We start from the raw sequence: 24950 nt of genomic DNA, 5'->3' as shown, positions 1-24950 counted from the left end.
TCAAGGCTTCCATTCCAGAATTTGCAGGGTCGGCTTGAGCGCCAGGCTGATGCCTTGGGCGCTGTCTACCTCGGTATGTGAACCCGTCAGCGGGTCATGAACCACGGCCGACTTGATACCGGGAAAGGTCAGGGTCGTGCCGGTGGCGCTCCAGAACATCAGCAGTTTTTTACCGTCGTCCCGGGTCCAGGCGACGGCATACAAATCGCTGGGCACCGCGCTGACGCCGGGCGGGTCGGAGGGCTCCAGGCGTGGCCCGGTGATGTTCAGGAAATTGAGCAACGCAGTGTAGACCGGCTTCGGATTGCCTTGCAGATCGAGCAAACCATAGGCCTGGTCCCGGGCACTGGCGCGGGCGTCCAGATCGCTGAGGTTGAACAGGAAGATCCTTTGAAAATCCAGGGCGCTCATCAGCGCGAGCCGGCGCAGCGTGTAGTCCGCCTGACCTTGCAAGCCGATGATGGCCTGCATTTCCACCGGCCCGTTGTAGCTGGACCAGCCCCATTCAGTAGCCCAGACCTGCTGCACTCCACTGCTGTGAAGCAAGTTGTTCATGGCGTTGGCTCGGACCAGGAAGTCGCGGTCTGGCGGTGAGTCGCCCTCCGGAAACTCGGAGTAGGGGTGGTAGGCGGCCACGATATTGCGCGTGCCCAGGCCTCGTTCCAGCAGGGTCTGCAACATATAGCCCGGCGTGCTGTGCATCTGACTGTAATAGGCCATGCCGGCGGTGACGATGGTTTTATCCGGTTCGGCGGCCCGAATGGCGTCGGCGGTGGTGGTCAGCAAGGTGTCGTAGGCGGCCGGGTCCTCCTTGGGCAGCCAGACGATGTTCGGCTCGTTCCAGACCTGCCAGTTATTGACCTGCGGATAGCGTTTGACCAGCGAGGTCATGCGCGCCGCAAAGACATTGAAATCCCGGGGCGGGTACTGGTCGCGGCTGGACGCGCCTTCCGGCCCACTGCTGGCGAAGGGTGCGGAGCCGACCATGTACGCGAGGATGTTGTAGTGGTGGGCATTCATGGTCGCCATGGCGCCGTCCAGATCCCGGAGGTCGAAGCTGTTCTGCACCGGCTCGATCAGCGGCCAGTGAATGGTCAGGCGTACCCAGTTCAGGCCCAGAGCGTCCAATTGATCCATCTGCTGCTGATAGGCGGCGGGTGAGAAATACTGAAACTGCGCGTTGACCCCGAGAAAGTCCTGCCAGACCACTGTGCGTGGCCCACGCAGGATGGTCTCCGCTCCGGCGACGGGGGCCAGGGCCGAACAGGCAAGCAGTGTTGCCAACCACAAACCGGCTGCAGATTTCATCTCAGGTCGCCTCGCATGCTTGTCGGAACAAACGATAAAAGTGATCTGCTGTCTGGCTCCAGACCCTCTGCTGACCCAGTGCTGCGGCCTGTTCCGCCCACTGGTTGGCGAGCTCTGGCTGGGTGCAGAGTTGGCTCAAGGCGTCGGTCAGCGCGGGCACGTCACCCTGTGGGTAAATCAGGCCATTACCGTGGGAAACCTCTTCGGCAAAAGAGCGGGCATCGGAGGTAATCACCCCGCGACCACAGGCCACCGCCCAGGACAGCGCGCCGCTGGTGCCGCGTAACTGGCCAAGAATCTTCAGTTTGCTGGACTCACGGTAGGGCAGAATCATCACGTGATGGGCCTGGATCACCTTGGCAATGGTGTCGGCGGGCAGGTCCAGATCCCAGTCGATCAGATCGCTCAGACCCAGTCGGCGAATACGCAGGCGCAACTGGTCCAGGTAGCTGCCGGACGGGCCGAACGCCATTTCCGGTTCACTGCCGCCTGCCAGCGTCAGGCGCAGACGCGGACGCAATTCGGGTTGACGCAAGATCAGCTCGGCCATGGCATCGAGCAGGTCTTCAATCCCTTTGCCGCGATAGATAAATCCGAAATACAGCAGCTTCAAAGGTCGCGCAGGTGGCAGCGGCACAGGCTCGATCGCCAGGTTGCCGTGGGCGATTACCGCCATTTGCTGCTGATTCAGGCCCATGCGCTGGCACAAGGCAACACTGCCGGCCTGGGTCAGAGTCACCAAGCGGGTGAGGCTGCGGGCCAGTTGCTGTTCTTCACGCAGGCAAAGCGGGTCGGCCAGCACTGTGGCAATTTGCGGCAGGGGTGAAGGCATCGCATTGGCTATGGACAGCGGCCAGGGTAATTTGGCCCGCCGCCACACCAGACGTTCCGGGTCATGCGCCGTGGCGGTCAGCGGCAATCGGTCGAAGCGCTTGCGCAAGGCACGCAAGGCGTGAAACTCTGCTAACCGGCCGCCGCCGATTTCGGCATGCACCAGATCGATACCCTGCCAGTCCACTTCGGCCACCCGCCTAACCGCGAGCAGTGGGTCGTTGCCCACCCCCTGTAACGGTGTACTGACCTGGATACCGAGGTTTTCCAGGGCGTGTTTCAGATGGCTTGCGTAATCGGCAATGCCATTTTGCTCGGGCGGCAATGGAGCGAGGAGTGCGATATGCATATCAACCCCTGCTCTGGAAGCGCTTGAGGAAGTCCAGCACCCGCGCCGGCACTTTATAACGGCGGCGGTTGATGATGATGCCGTCGACTTTCTTGAACGCGGTCTGCAGCGTCGACAGCACGTTTTCCAGCATCGGCACGGTGGTTTCTTCGGCTTCAACCACCAATAGAATCAGGTCGGCTTCGCGCAGATGGGCGAAAGCATCCTCATTGGTGAAGATATTTGACGCATCGATCAGCACAATTTCACCCGGGGCGGCAGGTCCCGAATTCTCGGAGCGAACCACGTGCCCGTGCTCGACCAGCAATCGGGTCAGATTGTCGATCACAAAGCTTACGCCTTCGCCAGCGCGGGACGACGTGAAGCCCAGTGCGAGGCCTTTTTCTGCGACCTGACGCAACGGCAAGGTGCCGTAGAGCCGGTGCAGACTCGCCGAGAAAGCGGTGTTGTGGGTGCCCTGAGTCGCATTGAGTTCTTGAAGGCTGGTCCAGACCGGCACCCCAAAGCGCGATTCGATCTTGTCACCGTCGTGGATCCGCTGATCCAGCAGATAGAAGAAGTACAGCGCGACCAGCCCTACGCCAAGGCTGAGCGGGAACGCCAGTAGCAACATCGCCAGGCTTTTGGGGAACACTCGACTGGGGTTGTAAGTGGCCTGCTCGATAATCGCAATGTTGCTGATCTGGCTGCGATCCAGCTCGCGGTCGATGCGAGCTTTTTCCAGGCTGCTGCTGTACAGCGCGAAGCTCTTCTCGCTGGCGTCCAGTTCGCCTTGCAGGCGCGACATTTCCGGCTCCAGATTCAGCGCCAGTTGACGGTCCTTTTCCCACTGCGCCAGTTGCAGATTCTGCTGGTTCAGTTGCGTCAGCAGTCGTGCATAGCTGGTCTGTTGGTCGGCCAGTACGTTCTGCATACGGTTGTAGATCGGGTTGGGGGTAATGCTTTCCGAACGCTGGATGGTTTCATCCTGCTTGTTCAGCAGTTTTTGCAGATTGCTGATTTCTTCATTGAGGGCGCGCACCGGCGGCGCTGAATCCTTGAAGGAACGCAGCAGTTCCTGACGCTCGACTTCCTTACCGTTGATGCGGTTCTGCAGATCCTGCCGATTGGGGTTGAGGCTCAACTCACGACCGGCACTGACGGTCTTCGATTGCTTGGCCAGTTGCTCCAGCAATTTATCCAGACCCGCTTTGGTAGACGCGATGGAGCGCATGGTGTTGTTGCGCTCAGTAGTGAGGTCGTTAAGGCCCTGGGACGTATCTGCCAGACGCTGGGCAATGCTCACCGCGCCCAGCTGATTGAGGTAAGTCTGAATCTGTTTCTTGTAGCTGAGAATTCGCGCCTGAGTGGCTTTGACTTCCGTTTCGTAGAACTGATAAAGGCTCACGCGGCCCAGAACCCGAGTGCGCTCCTGTTCGTACTGTTCGATCCAGGTTTCCAGCACCTGACGCGCCACTGCCGGATCGTTCCAGGAAAACGTCAGCTCCATCACCGTCGAACCCGGTTCATGGGACACCTTGAAGTTTTTCCCCAGATCCTCCGCCAGGCGTTCTTCCGGGGAGCGTTTTTCGACCAGACCCACCAGTTGCAAAGCGCCACGCATGACGTTTACCACCGACGCCAGGGTATCTCTGACGATATTTTTCACCGATGCCAGGAAACCTTGCTCCACCGGGCGATTGGACAATTCAGCCAGGTACTTCTCAGCGACGATGCGCATGATCGGACGCCCGGTGAGCATGCGTTCTTCGTCCAGAATCGGATCGCGCTGGGCGCTGGGGATCACGATGGCCTGGCGGTCTGCGAACTCGATGGGCACGGTGCTGCTGTCACGGCCAGGCTTGACCAGCAGGAGAGCGGTGGACTCGTAGCGGTTTGGCAGCAGGAATGCACCCAGCACGATGACGATGAAGGTCAGCAGGACGGTGATTTTGACTTCGCGCTTGAAGATAAAAAACAGACGCAGCAAGTCGCGCAATGAACGGATATTGATCATGACTTTTCCCCGACGATTAATCTTGGCTGCGCAAGTTGTAGTTCACCCCGAAACCCAGCGATTTCGCGAAAGGAATCAGTTGGTTGAAATACAGATTCACACCGTCGGACTTGTCACCCGCCGAGGATTTGGGGACGAAGACCACGTCGCCACGTTGCAGCAGCACCGGAGCTCGAGGGCCTGAACTGTCAGCCCAGAGCAACTTGCTGTAATCGAAGAAATAGGTCTTATAGAGGCCAGTGTCTTCCTGGCGCAGCAGCGCAACCAGGCTCGCATTGCCCTCCGGAGCGACACCGCCAGCGCCGACGATGGCCTGCACCAGAGTGGTGGCCACGGTCACCGGCAGCGAAACCGTATTGCGCACGGCGCCGCCGACAAACACCGTGTTGCCGGGGGATTGCGAGATATTGATGGTCATCGCGGTGTCGCGATAAACGTCTTTGAGTTTGTCCTGCAGGAGCTCGGTCAGTTGAGGCAGGGTCAGACCTGCCGCTCGCACGGTGCCGATATAGGGATAGGTGAAGGTGCCATCGCTAAGGACCGGAAACAGGGTCAGCTCGTAAATCGAATTGGCCGTGAAGGCGGAAATCGACGGGGCTTCCCCGGTATTGCGCACGATGCGCAAGGTATCGCCTGGACGAACCCGCTGTAGCGGCGCAGGCTGACCGGCCAGGGCCCGCCCGGCCGCCAGACCTGCGTCGATTTCAGCATCATTGTCAGGTACGCCGACTCGCGCCGGCGTATTGCAGGCGCTGAGCAGGAACGCGCATAACGCGAGCACCGTATACCTGGCCAACCCTAAACTCCTGTCTCGCATGAAACTACTCCCGTACGGGTAAAACACTCATGTGGGCCGGAACTGCGTGCTGTTTTTCTGGCGCCTCGGATCCTGTGGCGTCGTGGATTGCGTTTTTCGTGCCAGTCTATTGACCTGTTGTCAGGCTGAGGGTCACTGCGGCCAGGCGGTGCCAGGCCAGTTCACTGTGGGCTCAACAGTCAGGCCTTGCTGGTTTCAGCGGGCACCCTCCCGTAAATATCAGTGAAGCGCACGATGTCATCCTCACCCAGATACTCACCGCTCTGCACTTCGATCATGACCAGATCGATGACCCCGGGATTAACCAGGCGATGGGTGTGCCCCGGTTTGATGAACGTGGATTCGTTGGTGTCGAGCATGAATTCCCGCTCGCCGTTGGTGACCTGGGCCATGCCGCTGACGACGATCCAGTGCTCGCTGCGGTGATGGTGCATTTGCAGGGACAGTGACGCTTGCGGGCGCACCACGATGCGTTTGATCTTGAAGCGCTTGCCTTCCTCCAGCACGGTGTAGGTGCCCCACGGCCGGGTGACGGTGCGATGCAGGCGATAGGCGTCATGGCCCTGGCGTTTGAGTTCCTGAGCAATGAACTTCACGTCCTGGCTGCGTGTGCCATCAGCAATCAGCAAGGCGTCTGGGGTGTCGATGATGATCAGGTTGTCCAGGCCAACGCCACCCACCAGCCGCTTGGGGGAGTCGATGTAGCAGTTGCTGACGTCATGCAGAACGGTTTCGCCATTGCACTGATTGCCATGCTCGTCCACCGCCGTCAGTTCGCGCACGGCCTGCCACGAGCCGATGTCGCTCCAGCCCAGATCGCAAGGCACGACGGCGACCTTTTGCGAGCGCTCCATCAAGGCGTAATCGATGGAGATGTCGGGCGCCTGGGCAAATGACGGGCTGTCCAGCTCCAGTTGCAATTCTTGATTGCCTTCCTTGGTGCCGCTTTGCTCCAGACAGGCTTTGACGGCAGCCAATACCTCCGGCGCATGGGTTTCGAATTCCCGCAGCAAGGTGTCGGCGCGCATACAGAACATGCCCGCGTTCCACAGGTGCAAACCTCCATCCACGTAAGCTTGAGCCGTTGTGGCGTCCGGCTTTTCGACAAAACGCGCGACCTGATGAGCCTGGCTGTTGAGCGACTGACCTTTTTCGATGTAGCCAAATCCGGTCTCCGGTTTGCCGGGGACGATGCCGAACGTCACCATCCAGCCCTCGGCTGCGAGCTCCCGGGCGCTTTGAACGGCTTGGGTAAAGGCCGGGCCATTGGCAATCAGATGGTCTGCGGGCAGGATCAACAACTGCGCATCTTTGCCATACAACCGGGCGACATGCAGCGCCGCGGCCGCGACGGCCGGGGCCGTATTACGGCCGAACGGCTCAAGGATGAAGTCCAGCTTGACCTTGCCTTTGTTGAGCAGGCGATAGTCGTCGACGGTACGAAAGTAGACTTCGCGGTTGGTCACGGTCAGCAGGCGCTGCACGTCGGGCAGGCCGACCGCGCGCATGAAGGTTTTTTGCAGCAGGCTTTCGCCATCGGGAAGGCGCATGAACGGCTTGGGCACAGCTTCGCGCGAGACTGGCCAGAGTCGGGTGCCGGCACCGCCGGCAATGATGCAAGGGATGAGGATGCTCATCAATAAGCCTCACGAGTAAAGAGCACTGCCGGAACAGTGCGCAGAAGGATATAAATGTCGAACCAGACGGACCAGTTTTCTATGTACTCAAGATCGAACTCCACCCGCTTTTCGATCTTTTCTACGGTGTCTGTCTCACCACGATAGCCATTGATCTGCGCCAGACCGGTAATGCCTGGTTTGACTCGATGGCGTGACGTGTACTCCTTCACCGCTTGCTCAAAGAGAATGCCGGCCGCCTTGGTGGCGGTTGCATGGGGGCGCGGACCCACCATGGACATGGTGCCTGCCAATACGTTGAACAACTGCGGCAGCTCATCCAGGCTGGTCTTGCGAATGAAACGTCCGACCCGAGTAACCCTGGCATCACCCCGGGTGGTCTGATTTTCCGCCGTGGCATCGGCCTGGTGGTGGTGCATCGAGCGGAATTTGCAGACCTTGATCATGCGGTTGTTATAGCCATAACGGTTTTGCCAGAAAAACACCGGACCGGACGAATCCAGTTTGATGGCAATGGCCGTACACAGCATCACCGGCGACAACAGCACCAACGCCAGGACTGACAGCAACATGTCTTCAGCGCGTTTGAAAAACGGCGACCAACCGGAAAGCGGTACATCGGACGCATTGAACATCGGCAGGCTGGCGACTTCGGTGATTCGGTTGTGAGCGTGGCGGAAGGCGATCATGTCCGGAACCAGAAGGACATTGACCGGGAATCTGCGCAGCTCGCGGATGATGTAATCCATGCGGTTTTCAGCCGACCAGGGCAGGGCGACCAGGACCTGAGTGACCTTTTCTTCGCGAATCAGACGTTCCAGATCATCGCTGTTGCCGAGCAGCGGCAGCCCCGCCATGGTTTTCGGCAGGCGCCCGATGCGGTCATCAATGAAGCCTGAGACGCCGGAGCGGATGTCCTGGTTTTGCAACAGGTATTCGGCCAGCCGCTGACCATTCTCGGTTGCACCCAGAATCACCGCGTTCTGGAGGAAGAAGCCTTTGTGCATCAGGTGCTTGAAACCCACCAGCATGAACAGCCGCTCGATGCCGAACAGCGCCAGGCTGGCGATGTACCAGAGCACTAATTCCTCGTGGGAGATGTAGGCCACGAAATCCAGGCTTTCATGGATAAACAGTAGAAGGCAGAACGCCCCGGACCAGGCGAGGATGAGCTGGCGAAACCTGGGTGCGTTGCTGAACAGCGCTTCTGAATACAATCCCAGAGCCTGGAAAATCAGTACGCTGATGAGGCCAAAAAACAGTAGCGCCCCAAAGTAACTTTGAGGGATTTCGGTGATGCTGCCATCAGCGAGCACCAATATGAAAATGCCGGGCAGAATGCAGGTAATCCCGTGAACCATGCGGACTCCAAACAAGAAGTACTCAATCATGCTGCTTCGGGTCTGCAGAAGGCTGTCAACAGGCTGCAATCGCATCTACTACCTCACTTCGTCGGTCCATTACTGCTCGACTGCGGTCCACGATTAATTCGAGGCGCTCAACACTTATAGTCAATAAACCATCTTTTTACTGGCTTTATTTTCAATTAGTCAATTAACTGACATTTCGTTAGCTTCTCTCGTGGAATGTCCTTTTGAGTGGGTTAAAAGGCTTAATGCTTTAGGAATGTAGGGTTTTTCGCTACTTCTTGTAGGATTCCCCCTCGAATGAATGCTGTGGGGAGTAAAGCCTATGACTCAAATATTGTCTCGGGTTTAATCAGGGTTTTTGTCGCGGAGCGTGCTTTGGATCGCCGCCTCGTCAATTCTTCGCCTAATGTTTGCAGGGCAATACCACGATTTCTCTCCAGGCAAAAAATCCTGAAAAAATTATCTGATTTAAAGGGGCTTTTTCTCTCCTGCCGAGGTCACATCTATCGAATCACTGGGCAGGCGCAGCAATGATGGGAGGCGTAGCAATGACAAAACGGGCAATTCTGATTCTGCACGGCAAGCAATCACTCAACGAAGAGGTACGCGCAGCGGTGAGCAGCAAGCGCGACCAAGGCTGGGAACTGGATGTGCGTCTGACCTGGGAAGGCGGCGATGCTCAGCGTCTGGTAAGTGAGGCGCTTGCCGCCGGGCACACTCAGATAATCGCCGGCGGTGGCGATGGCACACTGCGCGACATTGCCGAGGCCCTTGCGCTGGCCAATACCGATGCCCAGCTGACGATCATGCCGCTGGGCACCGCCAACGATTTTGCCAAGGCGGCCGGGGTACCCCTTGAGCCTGAGGCTGCGCTTGATTTGCTTGATGTACCAGCGCGTGCCGTCGACCTGGGCGAAGTCAATGGCAAGATTTTCATGAACATGGCCACCGGCGGGTTCGGCAGTCAGGTCACCGCCAATACCTCCGAGGACTTGAAGAAGGTCTTGGGTGGCGCGGCGTATCTGTTCACCGGCCTGTCGCGTTTCAGTGAGTTGAGTGCGGTGTATGGCGAATTGAACGGTCCGGATTTCCACTGGAGCGGCGACCTGCTGGCTCTCGGTATCGGCAACGGTCGGCAGGCAGGGGGCGGGCACGTGCTCTGTCCATCGGCATTGGCTGACGACGGCCTGCTGGACATCAGTATCCTGCCGGCACCTCAAGAGCTGGTCGGCACACTGCGCAGTCTGCTGGAAGGCGGTCTCGGCATCGACAACATGTTCATTCGTGCACGCTTGCCCTGGATTGAGCTCAAGTCAACCCAAGGTCTGGACATCAATCTGGATGGCGAACCTTTGTCCGGAGAAAACCTGCGATTCTCGGCCCGACCAGCGGCGTTGAATGTGCATTTGCCAAGCGACTCGCCACTATTCACTCCTGTGCAGCGGATCGCTTGATGTTTACCTGACTGTCTGCGCAACTGCGAGGCACTGTTCAGGCTGTTGCTGAGGGCTGGCTGATCCGCAAGTCATGGCCAGTTCTTCCAGCAGGTCTTTCTGCTCACCGTCATCCAGCGCTAACTGACCGGTGCGCAGATCTATCAGCTCCAGCTGCCAGGCCAGCAAGGTCAGACATTTCTTCACAATCGGCAGGCTTTCGCCGCTCAGACACTGACCTACCCACGCGAGCCTGAGGGTTTGCCGCATATCGCAGCAAAGCATGGCCATGCAATCGACCTGCGCATTTGCGGCTGTTTCGGAAAGGCGAGTCAGGCTGGCAAGCAGACAATCCACAGCGTCGCCGTCATCGGTGATCAACTCCAGGTGTGCCAGGCACTCTTGGCATCGGGCCAGGAGTCGCTGTGCATCGCCGATAAATTCCGGGTGAGTGGTTTGCCAGTCTGTGCCGTTTAGCATGCTTTCTCTCTCCAGACATCATGGATAACGATCAGTGTCCGCTTGGAACTTGAACGTTAATGTGTACCTGAAGAGAAAGTCTGTAGGGCAATTCTGAAAATGGTGAAATTGCCCCAGGCACAGTGTTTGTAGGCGCTCGTGAGCTCCTACGGGGAAAGCAATTCAATTCAAAGAAGCGTTTGACGTTGATGAGAGTGAAATTAGATGTGATGCTAATGCGCCACCAGCGCCAGCGCGGGGCATTTTTATAACGATTAAGGTCCTGCCCATTTCAGCCGATAACGTCTTGGCAGACCCACTGTGACCACGCTTCTGGAGCTATAAATGGCTGGCATTCTCGACTCGGTAGATCAACGCACACAATTGGTGGGCGAGAACCGCCTTGAAATCCTCATGTTCCGCCTGGCGGGCCGTCAGCTATTTGCCATCAACGTGTTCAAGGTTCAGGAGGTGCTGCAGCTGCCAAAACTGACCCTGATGCCTCAGCGTCATTCTTTCGTCTGTGGTGTGGTCAACCTGCGCGGGCAGACCCTGCCGGTGATCGACCTGTCCCAGGCCATTGGTATGCGCCCGCTGGTGCCGGGGCCAAACAGCACCATTATCGTGACTGAGTACAACCGCTCGGTGCAGGCCTTCCTAGTGGGTGGCGTGGACCGCATCGTCAACATGAACTGGGATGCGATCATGCCGCCACCGGCCAGCGCCGGTCGCCAGCATTATCTGACTGCTATCAGTAAAGTGGATGACCAACTGGTTGAAGTCATTGATGTGGAAAAAGTATTGGCCGAGATCGTGCCTTATAACGCCAAGGTCTCCAGCGAGAAGCTTGAAGATCCGTTGCTCGCCGGTGCTGTGGGCCGTGAAGTTCTGTTGGTGGATGACTCGAAGGTCGCACTGAGCCAGTTGCGCGACACCCTCACTCAGCTCGGCCTCAAGCTACACGTCGCCAGCGATGGCCTCAAGGCGCTGAACATGCTCAAGAGCTGGGCCGACAGTGGCGTGGTCATGACCGACAAACTGCTTATGGTCTTCACCGACGCTGAAATGCCGGAAATGGACGGTTATCGCCTGACCACGGAAATTCGTAACGACCCGCGCTTGCGCGAACTGTATGTGGTACTGCATACGTCGCTGTCTGGCAGCTTCAACGAATCCATGGTCAAGAAAGTCGGTTGCGACAATTTCCTCTCCAAGTTCCAGCCAGACAAACTGGTGGACATGGTGCGCGAGCGTTTGATGATGGTTCAGGGCTGATTCAGAACTCTGTGGCGTGACTTGTCTGGTGGTGGGTCGTATAAGCTAGTGTTTCATTCACTTCGCTTTACCCCTGCCAGACAAGGAACAGGTCATGTCGTACCTCAGCGCGCTCTATCGCTTCCCGCTTAAATCCTGCAAAGCCGATGTATTGCAACAGGCGTCGTTTGACGAACTGGGGATGACAGGCGACCGTCGCTGGATGCTGGTAGACGAAGCCAGCGGGCGATTCCTGACCCAACGCGCCTTGCCGCAGATGTCGCAGCTGTCGGTGCTGTGGAACGATGCTGGCGGCGTTACCCTGTCGGCGCCTGGCTTTGCGGCCCTCGATGTACCCATCCCGGTCAATGAAGAACAGCAACTGCGCGGCGTGACCGTGTGGCGCGATACCTTGCGTGTGCCCGACGCGGGTGACGAGGCTGCCAGCTGGGTCACTGAATTCATAGGCAAGCCCACCCGCATGGTCCATGTCCCTGCCGATCGCGCCCGCTGGCTGCCCAGCGGTTACGGCACTGTGGATGACCGGGTTGGTTTCGCCGACGGCTTTCCTTTGCTGTTAATCGGTCAGGCGTCGCTGGATGACTTGTCGGCCAGAATCGGCAAGCCTCAGGAGATGCTGCGCTTTCGGCCAAATCTGGTGGTGGAGGGCGCTGAAGCCTTTGCCGAGGACGGCTGGAAGCGTATTCGCATAGGCGACATCGAATTCCGTCTGCTCAAAGGCTGTACGCGCTGCATCCTCACCACTATTGATCCTGCAACAGGCGAGCGCAATGCTGATCGCGAACCGCTTGCCACGTTGAAGACCTATCGTGAACGGGAAGGGGATGTGTGGTTTGGGCAGAACATGGTCAGTGATGGACCGGGAGTGATTGAGGTGGGGATGCCGGTGGTGGTGTTGGAGTAAATTAAAAAAGTGGTGCCCTTATCGCGGGCAAGCACCGCTCCCACAGGTGATTGCATTCCCCAGTGGGAGCGGTGCTTGCCCGCGATAAGGTCGCCCCGTTGCTAAGGCCGATACACTTCACAAATCATCAAAAAACCGCTCATGCCAATCTACCAACGGCTGCGGCGAATTGAGCTTCTGCCCGTAGATCACCGAATAAGACAGCACGTTCTGCACATACTGTCGGGTTTCGTCGAACGGGATGCTTTCCACCCAGACATCGAACGCAAGGTGGTTGGCGCCCTTGAGCCACTGCCGCACACGGCCGGGGCCAGCGTTGTAGGCAGCAGAGGCGAGCACGCGGTTGCCGTTGAACTGGCTGTGCACCTGACTCAGATAAGCGGCTCCCAGCTGGATGTTCTTGTCAGGATCCAATACCTGCTGCGGCGAAGCCAGCGGAATACTGAATTTGCGCGCCGTTTCCTTGGCCGTGGCAGGCATCAACTGCATCAGGCCGCTGGCACCCACGCCTGAGCGGGCATCGTCCATGAATGCGCTTTCCTGGCGGGTGATTGCAAACACCCAGCTTGAATGCAGGCCGCGGACCTTGGCTTCTCGCACCAGGGTTTCACGGTGGGCCATGGGGAAGCGGATGTCCAGATCGTCCCAGTACTGCGCCTGACTGATGGTGCGAATCGCCGGGAAGTACCATTTCAGGTCATAGGCCAGCTTGGCCTGAGCAACCATTTCATCACGGCTGAAGTGGCGGCTGACGTGATACCACTCGCGGCGACCATCGACGATCTGCCCGCGATCATGGAACTCCAGCGCGCGACGCACGCCGGGCGTGTTGCGCACCTTGGTGATCAGCGCCTGGCTGAGCAGCAGGGGTTTGTTGTTCAACTGATATGAGCTTTGGGTCCGGTCGGCTGCCAGGAAGCCATAAAAGTCCCGCTCCTTGGCCACGTCCTTGTACAGCGACGGGATAAGTGGGCTTTTCGGCTGCGCCAGTTCCAGCGAGCGGGCTTCCCAATAACGCCAGCGATTGGTGTCAGCCAAGTCTTTGGGCAGCCGGCGGGTCAGCTCGTAGGCGTCTTCCCATTGGCCTAAACGCAGGAGCAACCTCAGGCGCCATTCGGTCACGGTGTTATCCCGCAGGTCCGGGTCGTATTTAGTCATGACCTCCAAGGCGCGGCCATCGTAGCGACGGGCCAGAGTCAGACCGATTTCCTTGGCTATCTGCACTTTTTCTTCGTGGGAGAAATGCATTCTGGCAGCGTAGCCGTCGAGCATCTCCATGGCTTTTTGCGGGTCTTGCTTGGCCAGGCGACGCAGGCCGAGGCCTACGACGTCGGACATGGCTTCGTCCACCGGCGCGAACTGGGCCGGATTGTTGAGCATCTCCGGTTTCTTGGCGATATCCAGCAACAGCTTGCCCTGGGGGGCGAGGCTATTGAGGCTGTTGACCAGAGTGGTCGCCAGGGAATAGTTACCCGCTGTCGCCGCCAATTTCGCCCGTTGCCAGCGTTTCTGTTCCGGTAGTTGCCCGTCAGTTGCCCATTGGGCGAAGAAGCCGTCACAGGCGGCGGGCAGGGTCTTGCCAGTCATCCACAGCTTTTCAGCGCTGGCATAGCCTTCGGCTTTTTTGCCGTGGCCCAACAGGTATTGACCGTAAAGACAGTCAAGCTCGACGAAATTCATCTTCGGGTCGTAGTACTTGACGAAGGGCTGCCAGTCGCCACGTTCGGCCAGCCAGCGCAGCCAACGCAGTTTCATCCAGTTGGCCTGGGGCAGGTCGCCATGCTCGGCCAGGAATTTCTCGATTTCCGCATTGCTCGCGGTTTTCAGCCGTGCGGTCAGCTCGTCGTAAGCGAGGTACGGCTCCAGGGGATAGTCCGCCAGGGCAGAGGCATACATGCGATAGGGGCCAGTGTCACCTTTGGCCAGTGCGCGTTTGGCCTCATCGTAATACTGACGTTGTTGGCTGAGATCTACCGCGTGAACGGATTGGGCCGCGGTAGCCGCGAGGAGCAGGCATGAGAAAAGGCTGAACAAGCGACTGCGCATGAGACTTCCGAGCAGATGAACCGTGAAAAGTGTCGCTAGCTTAGCCTTTTGCCAGCTCCGGGTGAAAGCATTGCCGACGGGGGTTACTCACTTGGAAATAATTGAACGCTATAAAGGACGCGACTTGAGTCGTCAGGGCAGGGCCGTCGTCATTCAATCCCGACATCCCCTGGCTATCTCAGGTAGAATGCGCCCCCGGTTTTTGGAGAAGCTCATGACCCTGCTCAAATTCAGCGATGTGTCCCTTGCATTCGGCGCTATGCCGTTGTTGGACAAGGTGTCCTGGCAGATCGCCCGTGGTGAGCGGGTGTGCATCATCGGCCGTAACGGCACTGGCAAATCCAGCATGTTGAAGCTGGTCAAAGGCGTGCAGAAGCCCGACGACGGCGCTGTCTGGCGTGCTCCGGGCCTCAAGATCGGCGAGCTGCCCCAGGAATTGCCAGTAGCCGACGATCGGACAGTATTCGACGTCGTTGCCGAAGGTCTGGATGGCGTGGGCGAGCTGTTGGCTCAGTATCATCACCTGGCGCAGAACTGCGTTACCGAGGAAGACCTCAACAAACTGATGCACGTCCAGCAGGACCTCGAAGCCCGCGACGGCTGGCGTTTGCAGCAACTGGTCGACAGCACCCTGAGTCGCTTGCAGTTGCCGGCCGACAAAACCCTGGCCGAGCTCTCCGGTGGCTGGCGTCGCCGCGTGTTGCTGGCTCAGGCGCTGGTATCCGAGCCCGATCTGCTGCTGCTCGACGAGCCAACCAACCACCTGGACATCGGTGCAATCGCCTGGCTGGAAGAAGCCCTCAAGGATTTCCAGGGGGCTGTGCTGTTCATTACGCACGACCGTTCCTTCCTGCAAAACCTGGCGACGCGCATTCTCGAGCTGGATCGCGGCGGCCTGATCGACTGGGACGGCGACTACGCCAGCTTTCTGGTCCACAAGGAAGCCAGCCTGGCAGCGGAAGAAACCGCCAACGCACTGTTCGACAAGCGTCTGGCCCAGGAAGAAGTCTGGATCCGTCAGGGCATCAAGGCCCGTCGCACCCGTAACGAAGGCCGTGTGCGTGCCCTCAAGGCATTGCGTGTTGAACGTGGCGAGCGTCGTGAGCGCACCGGCAAGGCCAATATCCAGCTGGATACCGCCGACAAGTCCGGTAAGCAGGTCATGGTTCTGGATAACGTCAGCTTCGCCCATCCGGGCGGCCCGATGTTGATCAAAGACTTCTCCATGGTCCTGCAGCGCGAAGACCGTATCGGTCTGCTGGGTGCCAACGGTACTGGCAAGACCACGCTGCTCAAGCTGATGCTCGACAATCTGCAGCCCACCAGCGGCTCGGTTGACGTCGGCACACGTCTGGACGTGGCTTACTTCGACCAGTTGCGCCATCAGCTCGACCTCGAGAAGACAGTCATCGACAACGTCGCAGAAGGTCGTGATTTCATCGACATCGACGGCCAGAGCCGCCACGTGCTGAGCTATCTGGGCGACTTCCTGTTCAGCCCGCAACGTGCCCGTACGCCGGTCAAGGCGTTGTCTGGTGGTGAGCGAGCGCGTCTGTTGCTGGCGAAACTGTTCAGCAAGCCAGCTAACCTGCTGGTGCTCGATGAGCCGACCAACGATCTGGATGTCGAGACCCTTGAACTGCTTGAAGAGGTCTTGCTGACCTTCAAGGGTACCGTGCTGATGGTCAGTCACGACCGGGCATTCCTCGATAACGTGGTCACCAGCACTCTGGTGTTCGAAGGCGAAGGCAAGGTTCGTGAATACGTTGGTGGCTACCAGGACTGGCTGCGTCAGGGCGGTTCTCCGCGCTTGCTGGGCGTGAGCGACACCAAATCCGGCAAAGCCGAGCTGGCGACCGCTGTGGTTGAGGCTGCACCGGTGGCAGCCAAGGAAATGCCAGTGGCGAGCCCGAAGAAAAAACTCAGCTACAAGCTGCAACGCGAGCTGGAAGCGCTGCCGGAGGAGATCGACGCAGTGGAAGGGGAAATCGCAGCCCTCACCGCCGAAATGGCTCAGCCTGCCTTCTATCAGCGTCCTGCCGAGCAAACTGCGGCGGTGATGGCGCAACTGGAAAACCGCCAGGCACATCTGGACGGGTTGCTGGAGCGTTGGGCCGAGCTGGATGCCTGATATAAGCAGCAAATAAAAAGCCCGGATCAGTGATCCGGGCTTTTTATTGGTTCAAACACGGCTCTTGCAGGAGCTCACGAGCAGCGCGAGGCCGCGATAGCGGTGTGTCAGAAAAATCGCTATCGCTGCCTCGCGTTGCTCGTGAGCTTCTACAGGAAATGCGTTGAATCACTCAGCCTTTTTAAGGCGCACTGCAAGTACGTCACAAGGCGCGCCGTGCAGCACGTCATTGGCGGTAGAGCCAAGCAACAATGCCAGGCCGTGGCGGCCATGGCTGCCGACCACAATCAGATCGCAGCCTTGCTTTTGCGCCAATTCGTGAATTTCCTGGCGTGGCTGGCCGTAAACCAGGTGCGCATCGCCGATGTTTACTTCAGGGAACTGAGCTTTGAGGGCCGACAGTTTTTCCTTGGCTTGATCGAACTGCTGCTGTTGCAGCTGGGAAAGATCCATGGGCACATCGCCACCGAAGGCCATGGCCATGGGTTCTACGATGTGAACGAGGGACAGCTTGGCGCCGTTGCGCACTGCCACTTCGCGACCGCGGGCAAGGACAGGGCTGCACTCTTCAGTAAGGTCAACGGCGACCAGGATATGTTCATACTTCATGAGGAAGTCCTCCGTAGGGTTGCGATGCATTTAGTATGGCCCGCTGATGCCAATCTGGGCAGGCCATTGTTTTCAAATTCGGGTGTGTAGCTAAAAAGGCAGCAAGCAATATGACGTTCTGGATCATCCTGTCAATCATTGGTGTGATGTTGAGTCCGCTGGTGTGGCTCAAGCCTTCTCGCCAGCAAGGTGGCAAAATGGCTCTACGCCTTGAGGCTCGGCGCATCGGCCTGGCCATGCAGCTCGCGCCGCAGGAATGGCCGCACTGGCTCTCGAAGGAGCCGCCGAGCCCATGCGCGCAATACCATCGTCCCCGTCGTAGCGCTCAGGCCACTTCATGGGCGTACTGGCAAGCCGATTCGGGCGTTTGGCTCAATCGCTGGCGTGAACCCTGTGAAGACGCGCTGTTGATGGCGCAGTTCAGCACCCTGCCGGCCGACGTTTTCAAGGTCGAAGCGGATCAACAGATGATTGCTCTGTATTGGTCGGAGAGGGGCGAGACAGAAGTTTTGCAGCGTATTGCAGCGGTGCTCAAAGCCCTCGCCTGAGGGTGTGCCTCATGGGCAGGGCTTAAATCGCAGGCATTAAAAAGCCCGATAACAACATCGGGCCGGGGTTGGCCAGGCAGGCCGTAATCTGTAGCGCTTTGCGGTGCAATACCCAAAGTCGCCGACTAGAGCAGTTGGCAGCTGTCGTAGCAAGCTGCATCGTGCTTTCGTGCGCTGAATGTAGACCTTTTGCTCCGTTTTGTCGCGCTTTGGCGAGTTTATTTTCAGCTGTGAGCACCAACGGTGCAAAACCTTCCTCAGCCGTTCATCTTCCATTCACCATAAACGCAGTGAATAGAGGTCGATCACGCCCATACGCAGCGGCCGATTGCTGTGATATTGCTGTGATGTTAATCGCCGATTTCCCGGATTTATTGATGATTCGTCGAATTGACAATTTGCAGGATTTGCATGAAGGTGTGCGTACCCAAATCAAACGGGCGTATGAATTGAGCGTTTGGTAGTAAGACAGTTCTTACAGATCCCGGCTACTGCATCGACGGGTGTGCCTGAAGATTTGGCGTTTCATCGACGGGGACGTCGTAGTCTCGCCAGACCCCAGCGTCCGGTGTGTATTGTTCAGCTTCCATATCGTGGAGATCAGTTGATGATTTACGAAGGTAAAGCCATCACGGTTAAGGCTCTTGAGAGTGGCATCGTCGAATTGAATTTCGATCTCAAGGGTGAGTCCGTCAACAAGTTCAACCGTCTCACCCTCAACGACCTTCGTCAGGCCGTGGACACCATCAAAGCTGATGGTTCGATCAAGGGTGTAATTGTCACCAGCGGCAAAGACGTATTTATCGTCGGTGCTGATATCACTGAGTTCGTCGACAACTTCAAGTTGCCGGACGCTGAACTCCTGGCCGGTAATCTGGAAGCCAATCGGATTTTCAGCGATTTTGAAGACCTTGGCGTGCCGACCGTGGTGGCCATCAATGGTATTGCCTTGGGTGGCGGGCTGGAGATGTGTCTGGCTGCGGATTACCGCGTCATGTCCAGCACTGCGAAAATCGGCCTGCCGGAAGTCAAGTTGGGTCTGTACCCGGGCTTTGGCGGCACCGTTCGCTTGCCGCGCATCGTGGGTGCCGACAACGCCATCGAATGGATTGCATCCGGCAAGGAGAACCGTGCTGATGACGCCCTGAAAGTCGGCGCAGTCGATGCGGTGGTCGCTCCCGAAAAACTTCAGGAAGCCGCTCTGGACCTGATCAAGCGCGCCATTTCCGGCGAGTTCGATTACAAGGCTAAACGTCAGCCGAAGCTGGAAAAGCTCAAGCTCAATGCCATTGAGCAGATGATGGCCTTCGAAACCGCCAAGGGTTTTGTGGCCGGTCAGGCAGGGCCGAACTACCCGGCTCCGGTCGAAGCAATCAAAACCATCCAGAAAGCGGCCAACTTCGGCCGTGACAAAGCGCTGGAAATCGAAGCTGCTGGCTTCGTCAAGATGGCCAAGACCTCTGCGGCGCAGAGCCTGATTGGCCTGTTCCTGAACGATCAGGAGCTGAAAAAGAAAGCCAAGGTCTACGACGAAGTTGCCAGAGACGTGAAGCAGGCTGCCGTGCTGGGCGCGGGCATCATGGGCGGTGGTATTGCCTATCAGTCGGCCGTCAAAGGTACGCCGATCCTGATGAAGGATATTCGTGAAGACGCCATTCAGCTGGGCCTGAACGAAGCCTCGAAATTGCTGGGCAATCGCGTCGAAAAAGGCCGTCTGACCGCACCGAAGATGGCTGAAGCGCTCAATGCGATTCGTCCAACCCTGTCTTATGGCGATTTCGGCAACGTCGACCTGGTGGTTGAAGCCGTCGTCGAAAACCCCAAGGTCAAGCAGGCGGTACTGGCTGAAGTCGAAGCTCAGGTGGGCGAAGACACGATCCTGGCTTCCAATACCTCGACCATTTCCATCAGTTTGCTGGCCAAAGCCCTCAAGCGTCCGGAAAACTTCGTCGGCATGCACTTCTTCAACCCTGTGCACATGATGCCTTTGGTTGAAGTCATTCGTGGCGAGAAGTCCAGTGAGCTGGCTATTGCCACCACAGTGGCGTACGCCAAGAAAATGGGCAAGAACCCGATCGTGGTCAATGACTGCCCAGGCTTCCTGGTCAACCGCGTGCTGTTCCCGTATTTCGGCGGCTTTGCCAAACTGGTCAGCGCTGGTGTGGATTTCGTACGCATCGACAAGGTTATGGAGAAATTCGGCTGGCCAATGGGCCCGGCGTACCTGATGGACGTGGTTGGTATCGACACTGGCCACCACGGCCGCGACGTGATGGCCGAAGGCTTCCCGGACCGCATGAAGGACGACCGTCGCTCGGCGATCGACGCGCTCTACGACGCCAACCGCCTGGGTCAGAAAAACGGCAAAGGTTTCTACGCTTACGAGACTGACAAGAAGGGCAAGCCGAAGAAAGTCACTGACGCTGCCGTTCTGGAAATCCTCAAGCCGGTCATCTACGAACAGCGTGAGGTGTCCGACGAGGACATCATCAACTGGATGATGATTCCTCTGTGTCTGGAGACCGTGCGGTGCCTGGAAGACGGCATTGTCGAGACCGCCGCTGAAGCTGATATGGGCTTGATCTACGGTATTGGTTTCCCTCCATTCCGTGGCGGTGCGTTGCGTTACATCGATTCCGTTGGTGTCGCCGAATTCGTTGCCCTGGCCGATCAATATGCTGATTTGGGCGCTCTGTACCACCCGACCGCGAAGCTGCGTGAAATGGCCAAAAATGGTCAGAGCTTCTTTGGTTAAGCGCCTTTCAGGAGTGAATGTATGAGTTTGAATCCAAGAGATGTGGTGATCGTCGACTTCGGTCGCACACCCATGGGCCGCTCCAAGGGTGGCATGCACCGCAATACTCGCGCTGAAGACATGTCAGCGCATCTGATCAGCAAGCTGCTGGAGCGCAACAGCAAGGTCGATCCGGCCGAAGTCGAAGACGTGATCTGGGGCTGCGTCAACCAGACCCTGGAGCAAGGCTGGAACATTGCACGCATGGCATCGTTGCTGACCCAGATCCCGCACACTTCGGCCGCTCAAACCGTGAGCCGTCTGTGTGGCTCGTCCATGAGCGCGCTGCACACTGCCGCACAAGCAATCATGACTGGCAACGGTGATGTGTTTGTCGTGGGCGGCGTTGAGCACATGGGTCACGTGAGCATGATGCACGGCGTTGATCCTAACCCGCACATGTCGCTGTACGCGGCCAAAGCATCGGGCATGATGGGTCTGACCGCTGAAATGCTCGGTAAAATGCATGGCATTACCCGTGAGCAGCAGGATGCATTCGGCGTGCGCTCGCACCAGCTTGCCCATAAGGCGACCCTGGAAGGCAAGTTCAAGGACGAAATCATCCCGATGCAAGGGTATGACGAGAACGGTTTCCTCAAGGTCTTCGACTACGACGAAACCATCCGTCCTGAAACCACCCTGGAAAGCCTGGCAGCGTTGAAACCTGCCTTCAATCCAAAGGGCGGGACTGTGACGGCGGGCACGTCTTCGCAAATTACTGACGGTGCCTCGTGCATGATCGTGATGTCCGCGCAGCGGGCCCAGGATCTGGGTATTCAGCCAATGGCGGTGATCCGTTCCATGGCAGTTGCGGGTGTGGATCCGGCCATTATGGGTTATGGTCCGGTTCCGGCGACCCAGAAAGCCTTGAAACGCGCGGGTCTGACCATCTCGGATATCGACTTTTTCGAGCTCAACGAAGCTTTCGCCGCACAGGCCTTGCCAGTGCTGAAAGATTTGAAAGTGCTCGACAAGATGAACGAGAAGGTTAACCTGAACGGCGGCGCCATCGCCCTGGGTCATCCGTTTGGTTGCTCCGGCGCACGGATTTCCGGCACTTTGCTCAATGTCATGAAGCAAAATGGCGGCAGTCTCGGGGTTGCGACCATGTGTATCGGTTTGGGGCAGGGTATCTCGACTGTCTTCGAACGCGTCTGATTTGTCGGACTGATACAAGCCGGGGCCCAGTGCCCCGGCTTTTGCATTTTTGCAAAAACCTTTTTAAAAATGTTTCCAGTGTTTCCTGAGAGGACAGCAACATGAATTTACAGCCAGGGCTCTATCGCCATTACAAAGGCCCCGAGTACCGCGTATTTAGTGTTGCCAGGCACTCCGAGACCGAGGAAGAAGTGGTGTTTTATCAGGCGTTGTATGGCGACTATGGCCTGTGGGTCAGGCCGCTGAGCATGTTCCTGGAGTCCGTCGAGGTTGACGGCGAGCAGGTGCCGCGCTTTGCTTTGGTTCAGGCTGAACCGAGCCTCTTTTCAAGGCCGTGAGACGAGTTCAATCGCAAACCCGTGCTTGACCTCATCTTGCAGCCACTATATATAGCGGGGCCTCGACAGGTTCCAACCGTCTTTCATTTTCAGTATTCAGGAATTTTCTGATCCATGGGCAAATCGCTGGTCATCGTGGAATCCCCGGCTAAGGCCAAGACCATCAACAAGTATTTGGGCAACCAGTACGTGGTGAAGTCGAGTATCGGCCATATCCGAGACCTGCCCACCAGCGGTTCGGCTAGCGCCAACAAAGAGCCCGTCAAACGCGGCAAGGCCGCTGTAGGCGAAGGCCCGGTGCTCACGCCGAAAGAGAAGGCGAAGAAGCAGCTGGTGGCGCGCATGGGTGTCGATCCGGATCACGGCTGGAAAGCCAAATACGAAATCCTTCCCGGCAAGGAGAAGGTGATCGAAGAGCTGCGCCGGCTCGCCAAAGATGCTGACACCATCTATCTCGCGACGGACTTGGACCGCGAGGGGGAAGCCATTGCCTGGCACCTGCGCGAAGCCATCGGGGGTGACGACAGCCGCTACAAGCGCGTGGTGTTCAACGAGATCACCAAGAAGGCCATTCAGGAAGCCTTTTCTAAACCGGGCGAGCTGGACATCGATCGTGTCAACGCACAGCAGGCGCGTCGTTTTCTAGACCGGGTTGTGGGCTACATGGTCTCGCCACTGCTCTGGCAAAAAGTCGCGCGTGGCTTGTCCGCAGGTCGAGTGCAATCGGTTGCAGTGAAGCTGGTGGTGGAGCGCGAGCGGGAAATTCGTGCGTTCAACCCCGAAGAATACTGGGAAGTCCACGCTGATCTGGGCACTGCCAAGGGCGCCAATGTGCGCTTCGAAGTCGCTCGGGAAAACGGCGAGGCGTTCAAGCCGCTCAATGAAGCGCAGGCCATGGCCGCGCTGGAGAAGCTCAAGGCTTCCAGCTACAGCATCGCCAAGCGTGAAGACAAGCCCACCAGCAGCAAGCCTTCGGCACCGTTCATCACCTCGACACTGCAACAGGCTGCGAGTAATCGCCTGGGCTTCGGCGTGAAGAAAACCATGATGATGGCTCAGCGCTTGTATGAAGCAGGCTACATCACTTACATGCGTACTGACTCCACCAACCTGTCGGCCGATGCGGTCAGCATGGTGCGTGATTACATCGAGTCGGAGTTCGGCAAGAAGTACCTGCCTGAGTCGCCGAATGTCTACAGCAGCAAGGAAGGCGCACAAGAGGCTCACGAAGCGATTCGTCCTTCTGACGTGAATACCCATCCAAGCAAGCTGACCGGCATGGAGCGTGACGCTGAGCGCTTGTACGAGTTGATCTGGCGCCAGTTCGTGGCGTGCCAGATGCCGCCTGCGCAATACCTGTCGACCACCGTGAGTGTGGCAGCCGGTACGTTTGAGCTGCGCGCCAAGGGCCGTATCCTCAAGTTCGACGGTTACACCCGCGCGCTGCCGCAGATGACCAAACCGGGCGACGATGATGTTCTGCCGGACATGGCTCAGGGCGACAGCCTGAAACTGATCAAGCTTGATCCAAGCCAGCATTTCACCAAACCGCCTGCGCGTTATTCGGAAGCGAGCCTGGTTAAAGAGATGGAGAAGCGCGGTATCGGTCGTCCTTCGACCTACGCGGCGATCATCTCGACTATCCAGGATCGTGGTTACGTTGCGCTGCACAACCGCCGTTTCTATTCGGAAAAAATGGGCGATATCGTTACCGAGCGGTTGTCCGAGAGCTTCTCCAACCTGATGGACTACGGCTTCACAGCCGGCATGGAAGAGAACCTCGATGACGTGGCGCAGGGCGAGCGCGATTGGAAGAACGTGCTGGATGAGTTCTACGGGGATTTCCGCAAGAAACTGGAAGTTGCTGAGGCACCGGACAGCGGGATGCGCTCTAACGAGCCGGTGATGACCGACATCCCGTGCAAGGTGTGCGGCCGTCCAATGCAAATTCGTACCGCTTCTACCGGCGTGTTCCTGGGCTGCTCCGGTTACAGCCTGCCACCCAAAGAGCGTTGCAAGGCGACCGTCAACCTGACGCCAGGTGACGAAATTGCCGAAGACGATGAGGGTGAGTCAGAATCCCGTGTTCTGCGTGGCAAGCATCGCTGCCATATCTGCAACACAGCAATGGATGCCTACCTGCTGGACGAGAAGCACAAGCTGCACATCTGCGGTAACAACCCGGATTGCGTGGGCTTTGAAGTCGAAGAGGGCACCTACCGCATCAAGGGCTATGAAGGTCCTAGCCTTGAGTGCGATAAGTGCGGCAGCGAGATGCAGCTCAAGACGGGCCGGTTCGGCAAGTTCTTCGGCTGCACCAACCCGGACTGCAAGAACACCCGCAAGCTGTTGAAAAGCGGTGATGCGGCTCCGCCGAAAATGGACCCGGTGAAAATGCCGGAGCTCAAATGCGATAAGGTCGACGACACCTACATCCTGCGTGACGGTGCGTCAGGTCTGTTCCTGGCCGCCAGTCAGTTCCCGAAGAACCGCGAGACCCGCGCACCTTTGGTCATGGAAATCGCCCCGCACAAGGACGAGATCGATCCGAAGTACCACTTCCTCTGTGAAGCACCGAAGAAAGATCCGGACGGTCGCCCATCGGTGATCCGTTACAGCCGCAAGACCAAAGAGCAATATGTACAGACCGAAGTCGAAGGCAAGCCGACCGGCTGGAAAGCCTTCTACGATGGCAAAGCGTGGAAGGTCGAAGACAAGCGCTGATCCCGGCGCCTGACTGAACGCAAAGCCCTCGGTATGTTGCATGTGCCGGGGGCTTTGTTGTTTTATTTGGGAGGGATATCTGTGGGAGCGACCGGGGTGGCGCTACACCTTGCTCGCGAAGGCGGTGTTCAGGTCTGAAGATATGCTTGGGTTGTTCCGGCTCCTTCGCGAGCAAGGTGTAGCGCCACCCCGGTCGCTCCCACAGGAATGCATGCCAATTTAG

18 protein-coding genes are annotated in these 24950 nt (G+C 57.9%); 9 read left to right on the top strand and 9 right to left on the bottom strand.

The genetic code is table 11. The features are described from left to right. From IV01_RS06105 to IV01_RS06130, 6 genes are all read right to left on the bottom strand, one after another. Positions 1-1308: a cellulase family glycosylhydrolase gene (locus IV01_RS06105; RefSeq protein WP_032630434.1), complete on the bottom strand. Its 1308-nt coding sequence runs from the start codon at positions 1306-1308 to the stop codon at positions 1-3. Position 1309: 1 nt separating this feature from the next. After that, complete coding sequence (locus tag IV01_RS06110; RefSeq protein WP_032630433.1) at positions 1310-2488, bottom strand: glycosyltransferase; 1179 nt, start codon at positions 2486-2488, stop codon at positions 1310-1312. 1 nt (position 2489) lies between these two features. Beyond that, positions 2490-4484 (bottom strand): exopolysaccharide transport family protein, encoded by a 1995-nt coding sequence (locus IV01_RS06115; RefSeq protein ID WP_032630431.1) that lies wholly within the window; start codon positions 4482-4484, stop codon positions 2490-2492. Between the two features lie 16 nt (positions 4485-4500). Continuing rightward, positions 4501-5280 carry a polysaccharide biosynthesis/export family protein gene (locus IV01_RS06120; RefSeq protein ID WP_229636145.1) on the bottom strand — a complete coding sequence of 260 codons (780 nt, stop codon included), beginning with the start codon at positions 5278-5280 and terminating at the stop codon, positions 4501-4503. Between the two features lie 200 nt (positions 5281-5480). Beyond that, a complete protein-coding gene (locus IV01_RS06125) occupies positions 5481-6938 on the bottom strand; it encodes a mannose-1-phosphate guanylyltransferase/mannose-6-phosphate isomerase (protein WP_032630430.1) in 1458 nt (485 codons plus the stop codon). Then, positions 6938-8374, bottom strand: a complete 1437-nt coding sequence (locus tag IV01_RS06130; RefSeq protein WP_032630428.1) for an undecaprenyl-phosphate glucose phosphotransferase — start codon at positions 8372-8374, stop codon at positions 6938-6940. The genes IV01_RS06125 and IV01_RS06130 overlap by 1 nt, the downstream gene beginning before the upstream one ends. Positions 8375-8856: 482 nt before the next feature. Between IV01_RS06130 and yegS the strand changes: the two genes are divergently transcribed. Continuing rightward, a complete protein-coding gene (gene yegS, locus IV01_RS06135; RefSeq protein WP_032630427.1) occupies positions 8857-9762 on the top strand; it encodes a lipid kinase YegS in 906 nt (301 codons plus the stop codon). A gap of 3 nt (positions 9763-9765) precedes the next feature. Here yegS and IV01_RS06140 read toward each other — a convergent pair whose 3' ends face one another. Continuing rightward, positions 9766-10221 (bottom strand): hypothetical protein, encoded by a 456-nt coding sequence (locus IV01_RS06140; RefSeq protein WP_032630426.1) that lies wholly within the window; start codon positions 10219-10221, stop codon positions 9766-9768. 324 nt (positions 10222-10545) lie between these two features. Between IV01_RS06140 and IV01_RS06145 the strand changes: the two genes are divergently transcribed. Together IV01_RS06145 and IV01_RS06150 are read left to right on the top strand one after the other, a co-directional pair. Next, positions 10546-11475: a chemotaxis protein CheV gene (locus IV01_RS06145; RefSeq protein ID WP_032630425.1), complete on the top strand. Its 930-nt coding sequence runs from the start codon at positions 10546-10548 to the stop codon at positions 11473-11475. A 94-nt stretch (positions 11476-11569) separates the two neighbouring features. Continuing rightward, positions 11570-12379 carry an MOSC domain-containing protein gene (locus tag IV01_RS06150; protein ID WP_032630424.1) on the top strand — a complete coding sequence of 270 codons (810 nt, stop codon included), beginning with the start codon at positions 11570-11572 and terminating at the stop codon, positions 12377-12379. Between the two features lie 117 nt (positions 12380-12496). Here IV01_RS06150 and IV01_RS06155 read toward each other — a convergent pair whose 3' ends face one another. After that, positions 12497-14425, bottom strand: a complete 1929-nt coding sequence (locus IV01_RS06155; RefSeq protein ID WP_032630422.1) for a transglycosylase SLT domain-containing protein — start codon at positions 14423-14425, stop codon at positions 12497-12499. A gap of 214 nt (positions 14426-14639) precedes the next feature. Between IV01_RS06155 and IV01_RS06160 the strand changes: the two genes are divergently transcribed. Next, a complete protein-coding gene (locus IV01_RS06160) occupies positions 14640-16556 on the top strand; it encodes an ATP-binding cassette domain-containing protein (protein ID WP_032630421.1) in 1917 nt (638 codons plus the stop codon). Between the two features lie 168 nt (positions 16557-16724). On the opposite strand, the gene IV01_RS06165 is transcribed toward IV01_RS06160, so the two are convergent. Then, positions 16725-17165: a universal stress protein gene (locus IV01_RS06165; RefSeq protein WP_032630420.1), complete on the bottom strand. Its 441-nt coding sequence runs from the start codon at positions 17163-17165 to the stop codon at positions 16725-16727. Positions 17166-17275: 110 nt separating this feature from the next. On the opposite strand from IV01_RS06165, the gene IV01_RS06170 reads away from it, so the two are divergent. From IV01_RS06170 to topA, 5 genes are all read left to right on the top strand, one after another. Further along, positions 17276-17713 (top strand): hypothetical protein, encoded by a 438-nt coding sequence (locus IV01_RS06170; protein WP_032630419.1) that lies wholly within the window; start codon positions 17276-17278, stop codon positions 17711-17713. Between the two features lie 607 nt (positions 17714-18320). Then, entirely contained in the window at positions 18321-20468 is a 2148-nt protein-coding gene (gene fadB / locus IV01_RS06175; protein WP_032630418.1) for a fatty acid oxidation complex subunit alpha FadB, read from the top strand. Positions 20469-20489: 21 nt separating this feature from the next. After that, entirely contained in the window at positions 20490-21665 is a 1176-nt protein-coding gene (gene fadA, locus IV01_RS06180; protein ID WP_032630417.1) for an acetyl-CoA C-acyltransferase FadA, read from the top strand. Positions 21666-21766: 101 nt separating this feature from the next. Further along, entirely contained in the window at positions 21767-22003 is a 237-nt protein-coding gene (locus IV01_RS06185) for a DUF1653 domain-containing protein (RefSeq protein WP_032630416.1), read from the top strand. Between the two features lie 114 nt (positions 22004-22117). Continuing rightward, on the top strand, positions 22118-24727 hold the full coding sequence (gene topA, locus IV01_RS06190) for a type I DNA topoisomerase (protein WP_032630415.1): 2610 nt from the start codon (positions 22118-22120) through the stop codon (positions 24725-24727). Positions 24728-24950 lie beyond the last annotated feature (223 nt).

The sequence above is a fragment of the Pseudomonas syringae genome (assembly GCF_000737245.1).
GTDB classification, from domain to species: domain Bacteria; phylum Pseudomonadota; class Gammaproteobacteria; order Pseudomonadales; family Pseudomonadaceae; genus Aquipseudomonas; species Aquipseudomonas syringae_J.
Note: the sequence above shows the minus strand (reverse complement) of the source record. Positions and strands in the feature narration are given on the sequence as shown.

Excerpts from the sequence above, each read along its gene's own strand:
- IV01_RS06105 (WP_032630434.1), bottom strand. The coding sequence starts at position 1,308 with ATGAAATCTGCAGCCGGTTTGTGGTTGGCAACACTGCTTGCCTGTTCG.
- IV01_RS06110 (WP_032630433.1), bottom strand. The coding sequence starts at position 2,488 with ATGCATATCGCACTCCTCGCTCCATTGCCGCCCGAGCAAAATGGCATT.
- IV01_RS06115 (WP_032630431.1), bottom strand. The coding sequence starts at position 4,484 with ATGATCAATATCCGTTCATTGCGCGACTTGCTGCGTCTGTTTTTTATC.
- IV01_RS06125 (WP_032630430.1), bottom strand. The coding sequence starts at position 6,938 with ATGAGCATCCTCATCCCTTGCATCATTGCCGGCGGTGCCGGCACCCGA.
- IV01_RS06130 (WP_032630428.1), bottom strand. The coding sequence starts at position 8,374 with ATGCGATTGCAGCCTGTTGACAGCCTTCTGCAGACCCGAAGCAGCATG.
- yegS (WP_032630427.1), top strand. The coding sequence starts at position 8,857 with ATGACAAAACGGGCAATTCTGATTCTGCACGGCAAGCAATCACTCAAC.
- IV01_RS06140 (WP_032630426.1), bottom strand. The coding sequence starts at position 10,221 with ATGCTAAACGGCACAGACTGGCAAACCACTCACCCGGAATTTATCGGC.
- IV01_RS06145 (WP_032630425.1), top strand. The coding sequence starts at position 10,546 with ATGGCTGGCATTCTCGACTCGGTAGATCAACGCACACAATTGGTGGGC.
- IV01_RS06150 (WP_032630424.1), top strand. The coding sequence starts at position 11,570 with ATGTCGTACCTCAGCGCGCTCTATCGCTTCCCGCTTAAATCCTGCAAA.
- IV01_RS06155 (WP_032630422.1), bottom strand. The coding sequence starts at position 14,425 with ATGCGCAGTCGCTTGTTCAGCCTTTTCTCATGCCTGCTCCTCGCGGCT.
- IV01_RS06160 (WP_032630421.1), top strand. The coding sequence starts at position 14,640 with ATGACCCTGCTCAAATTCAGCGATGTGTCCCTTGCATTCGGCGCTATG.
- IV01_RS06165 (WP_032630420.1), bottom strand. The coding sequence starts at position 17,165 with ATGAAGTATGAACATATCCTGGTCGCCGTTGACCTTACTGAAGAGTGC.
- IV01_RS06170 (WP_032630419.1), top strand. The coding sequence starts at position 17,276 with ATGACGTTCTGGATCATCCTGTCAATCATTGGTGTGATGTTGAGTCCG.
- fadB (WP_032630418.1), top strand. The coding sequence starts at position 18,321 with ATGATTTACGAAGGTAAAGCCATCACGGTTAAGGCTCTTGAGAGTGGC.
- fadA (WP_032630417.1), top strand. The coding sequence starts at position 20,490 with ATGAGTTTGAATCCAAGAGATGTGGTGATCGTCGACTTCGGTCGCACA.
- IV01_RS06185 (WP_032630416.1), top strand. The coding sequence starts at position 21,767 with ATGAATTTACAGCCAGGGCTCTATCGCCATTACAAAGGCCCCGAGTAC.
- topA (WP_032630415.1), top strand. The coding sequence starts at position 22,118 with ATGGGCAAATCGCTGGTCATCGTGGAATCCCCGGCTAAGGCCAAGACC.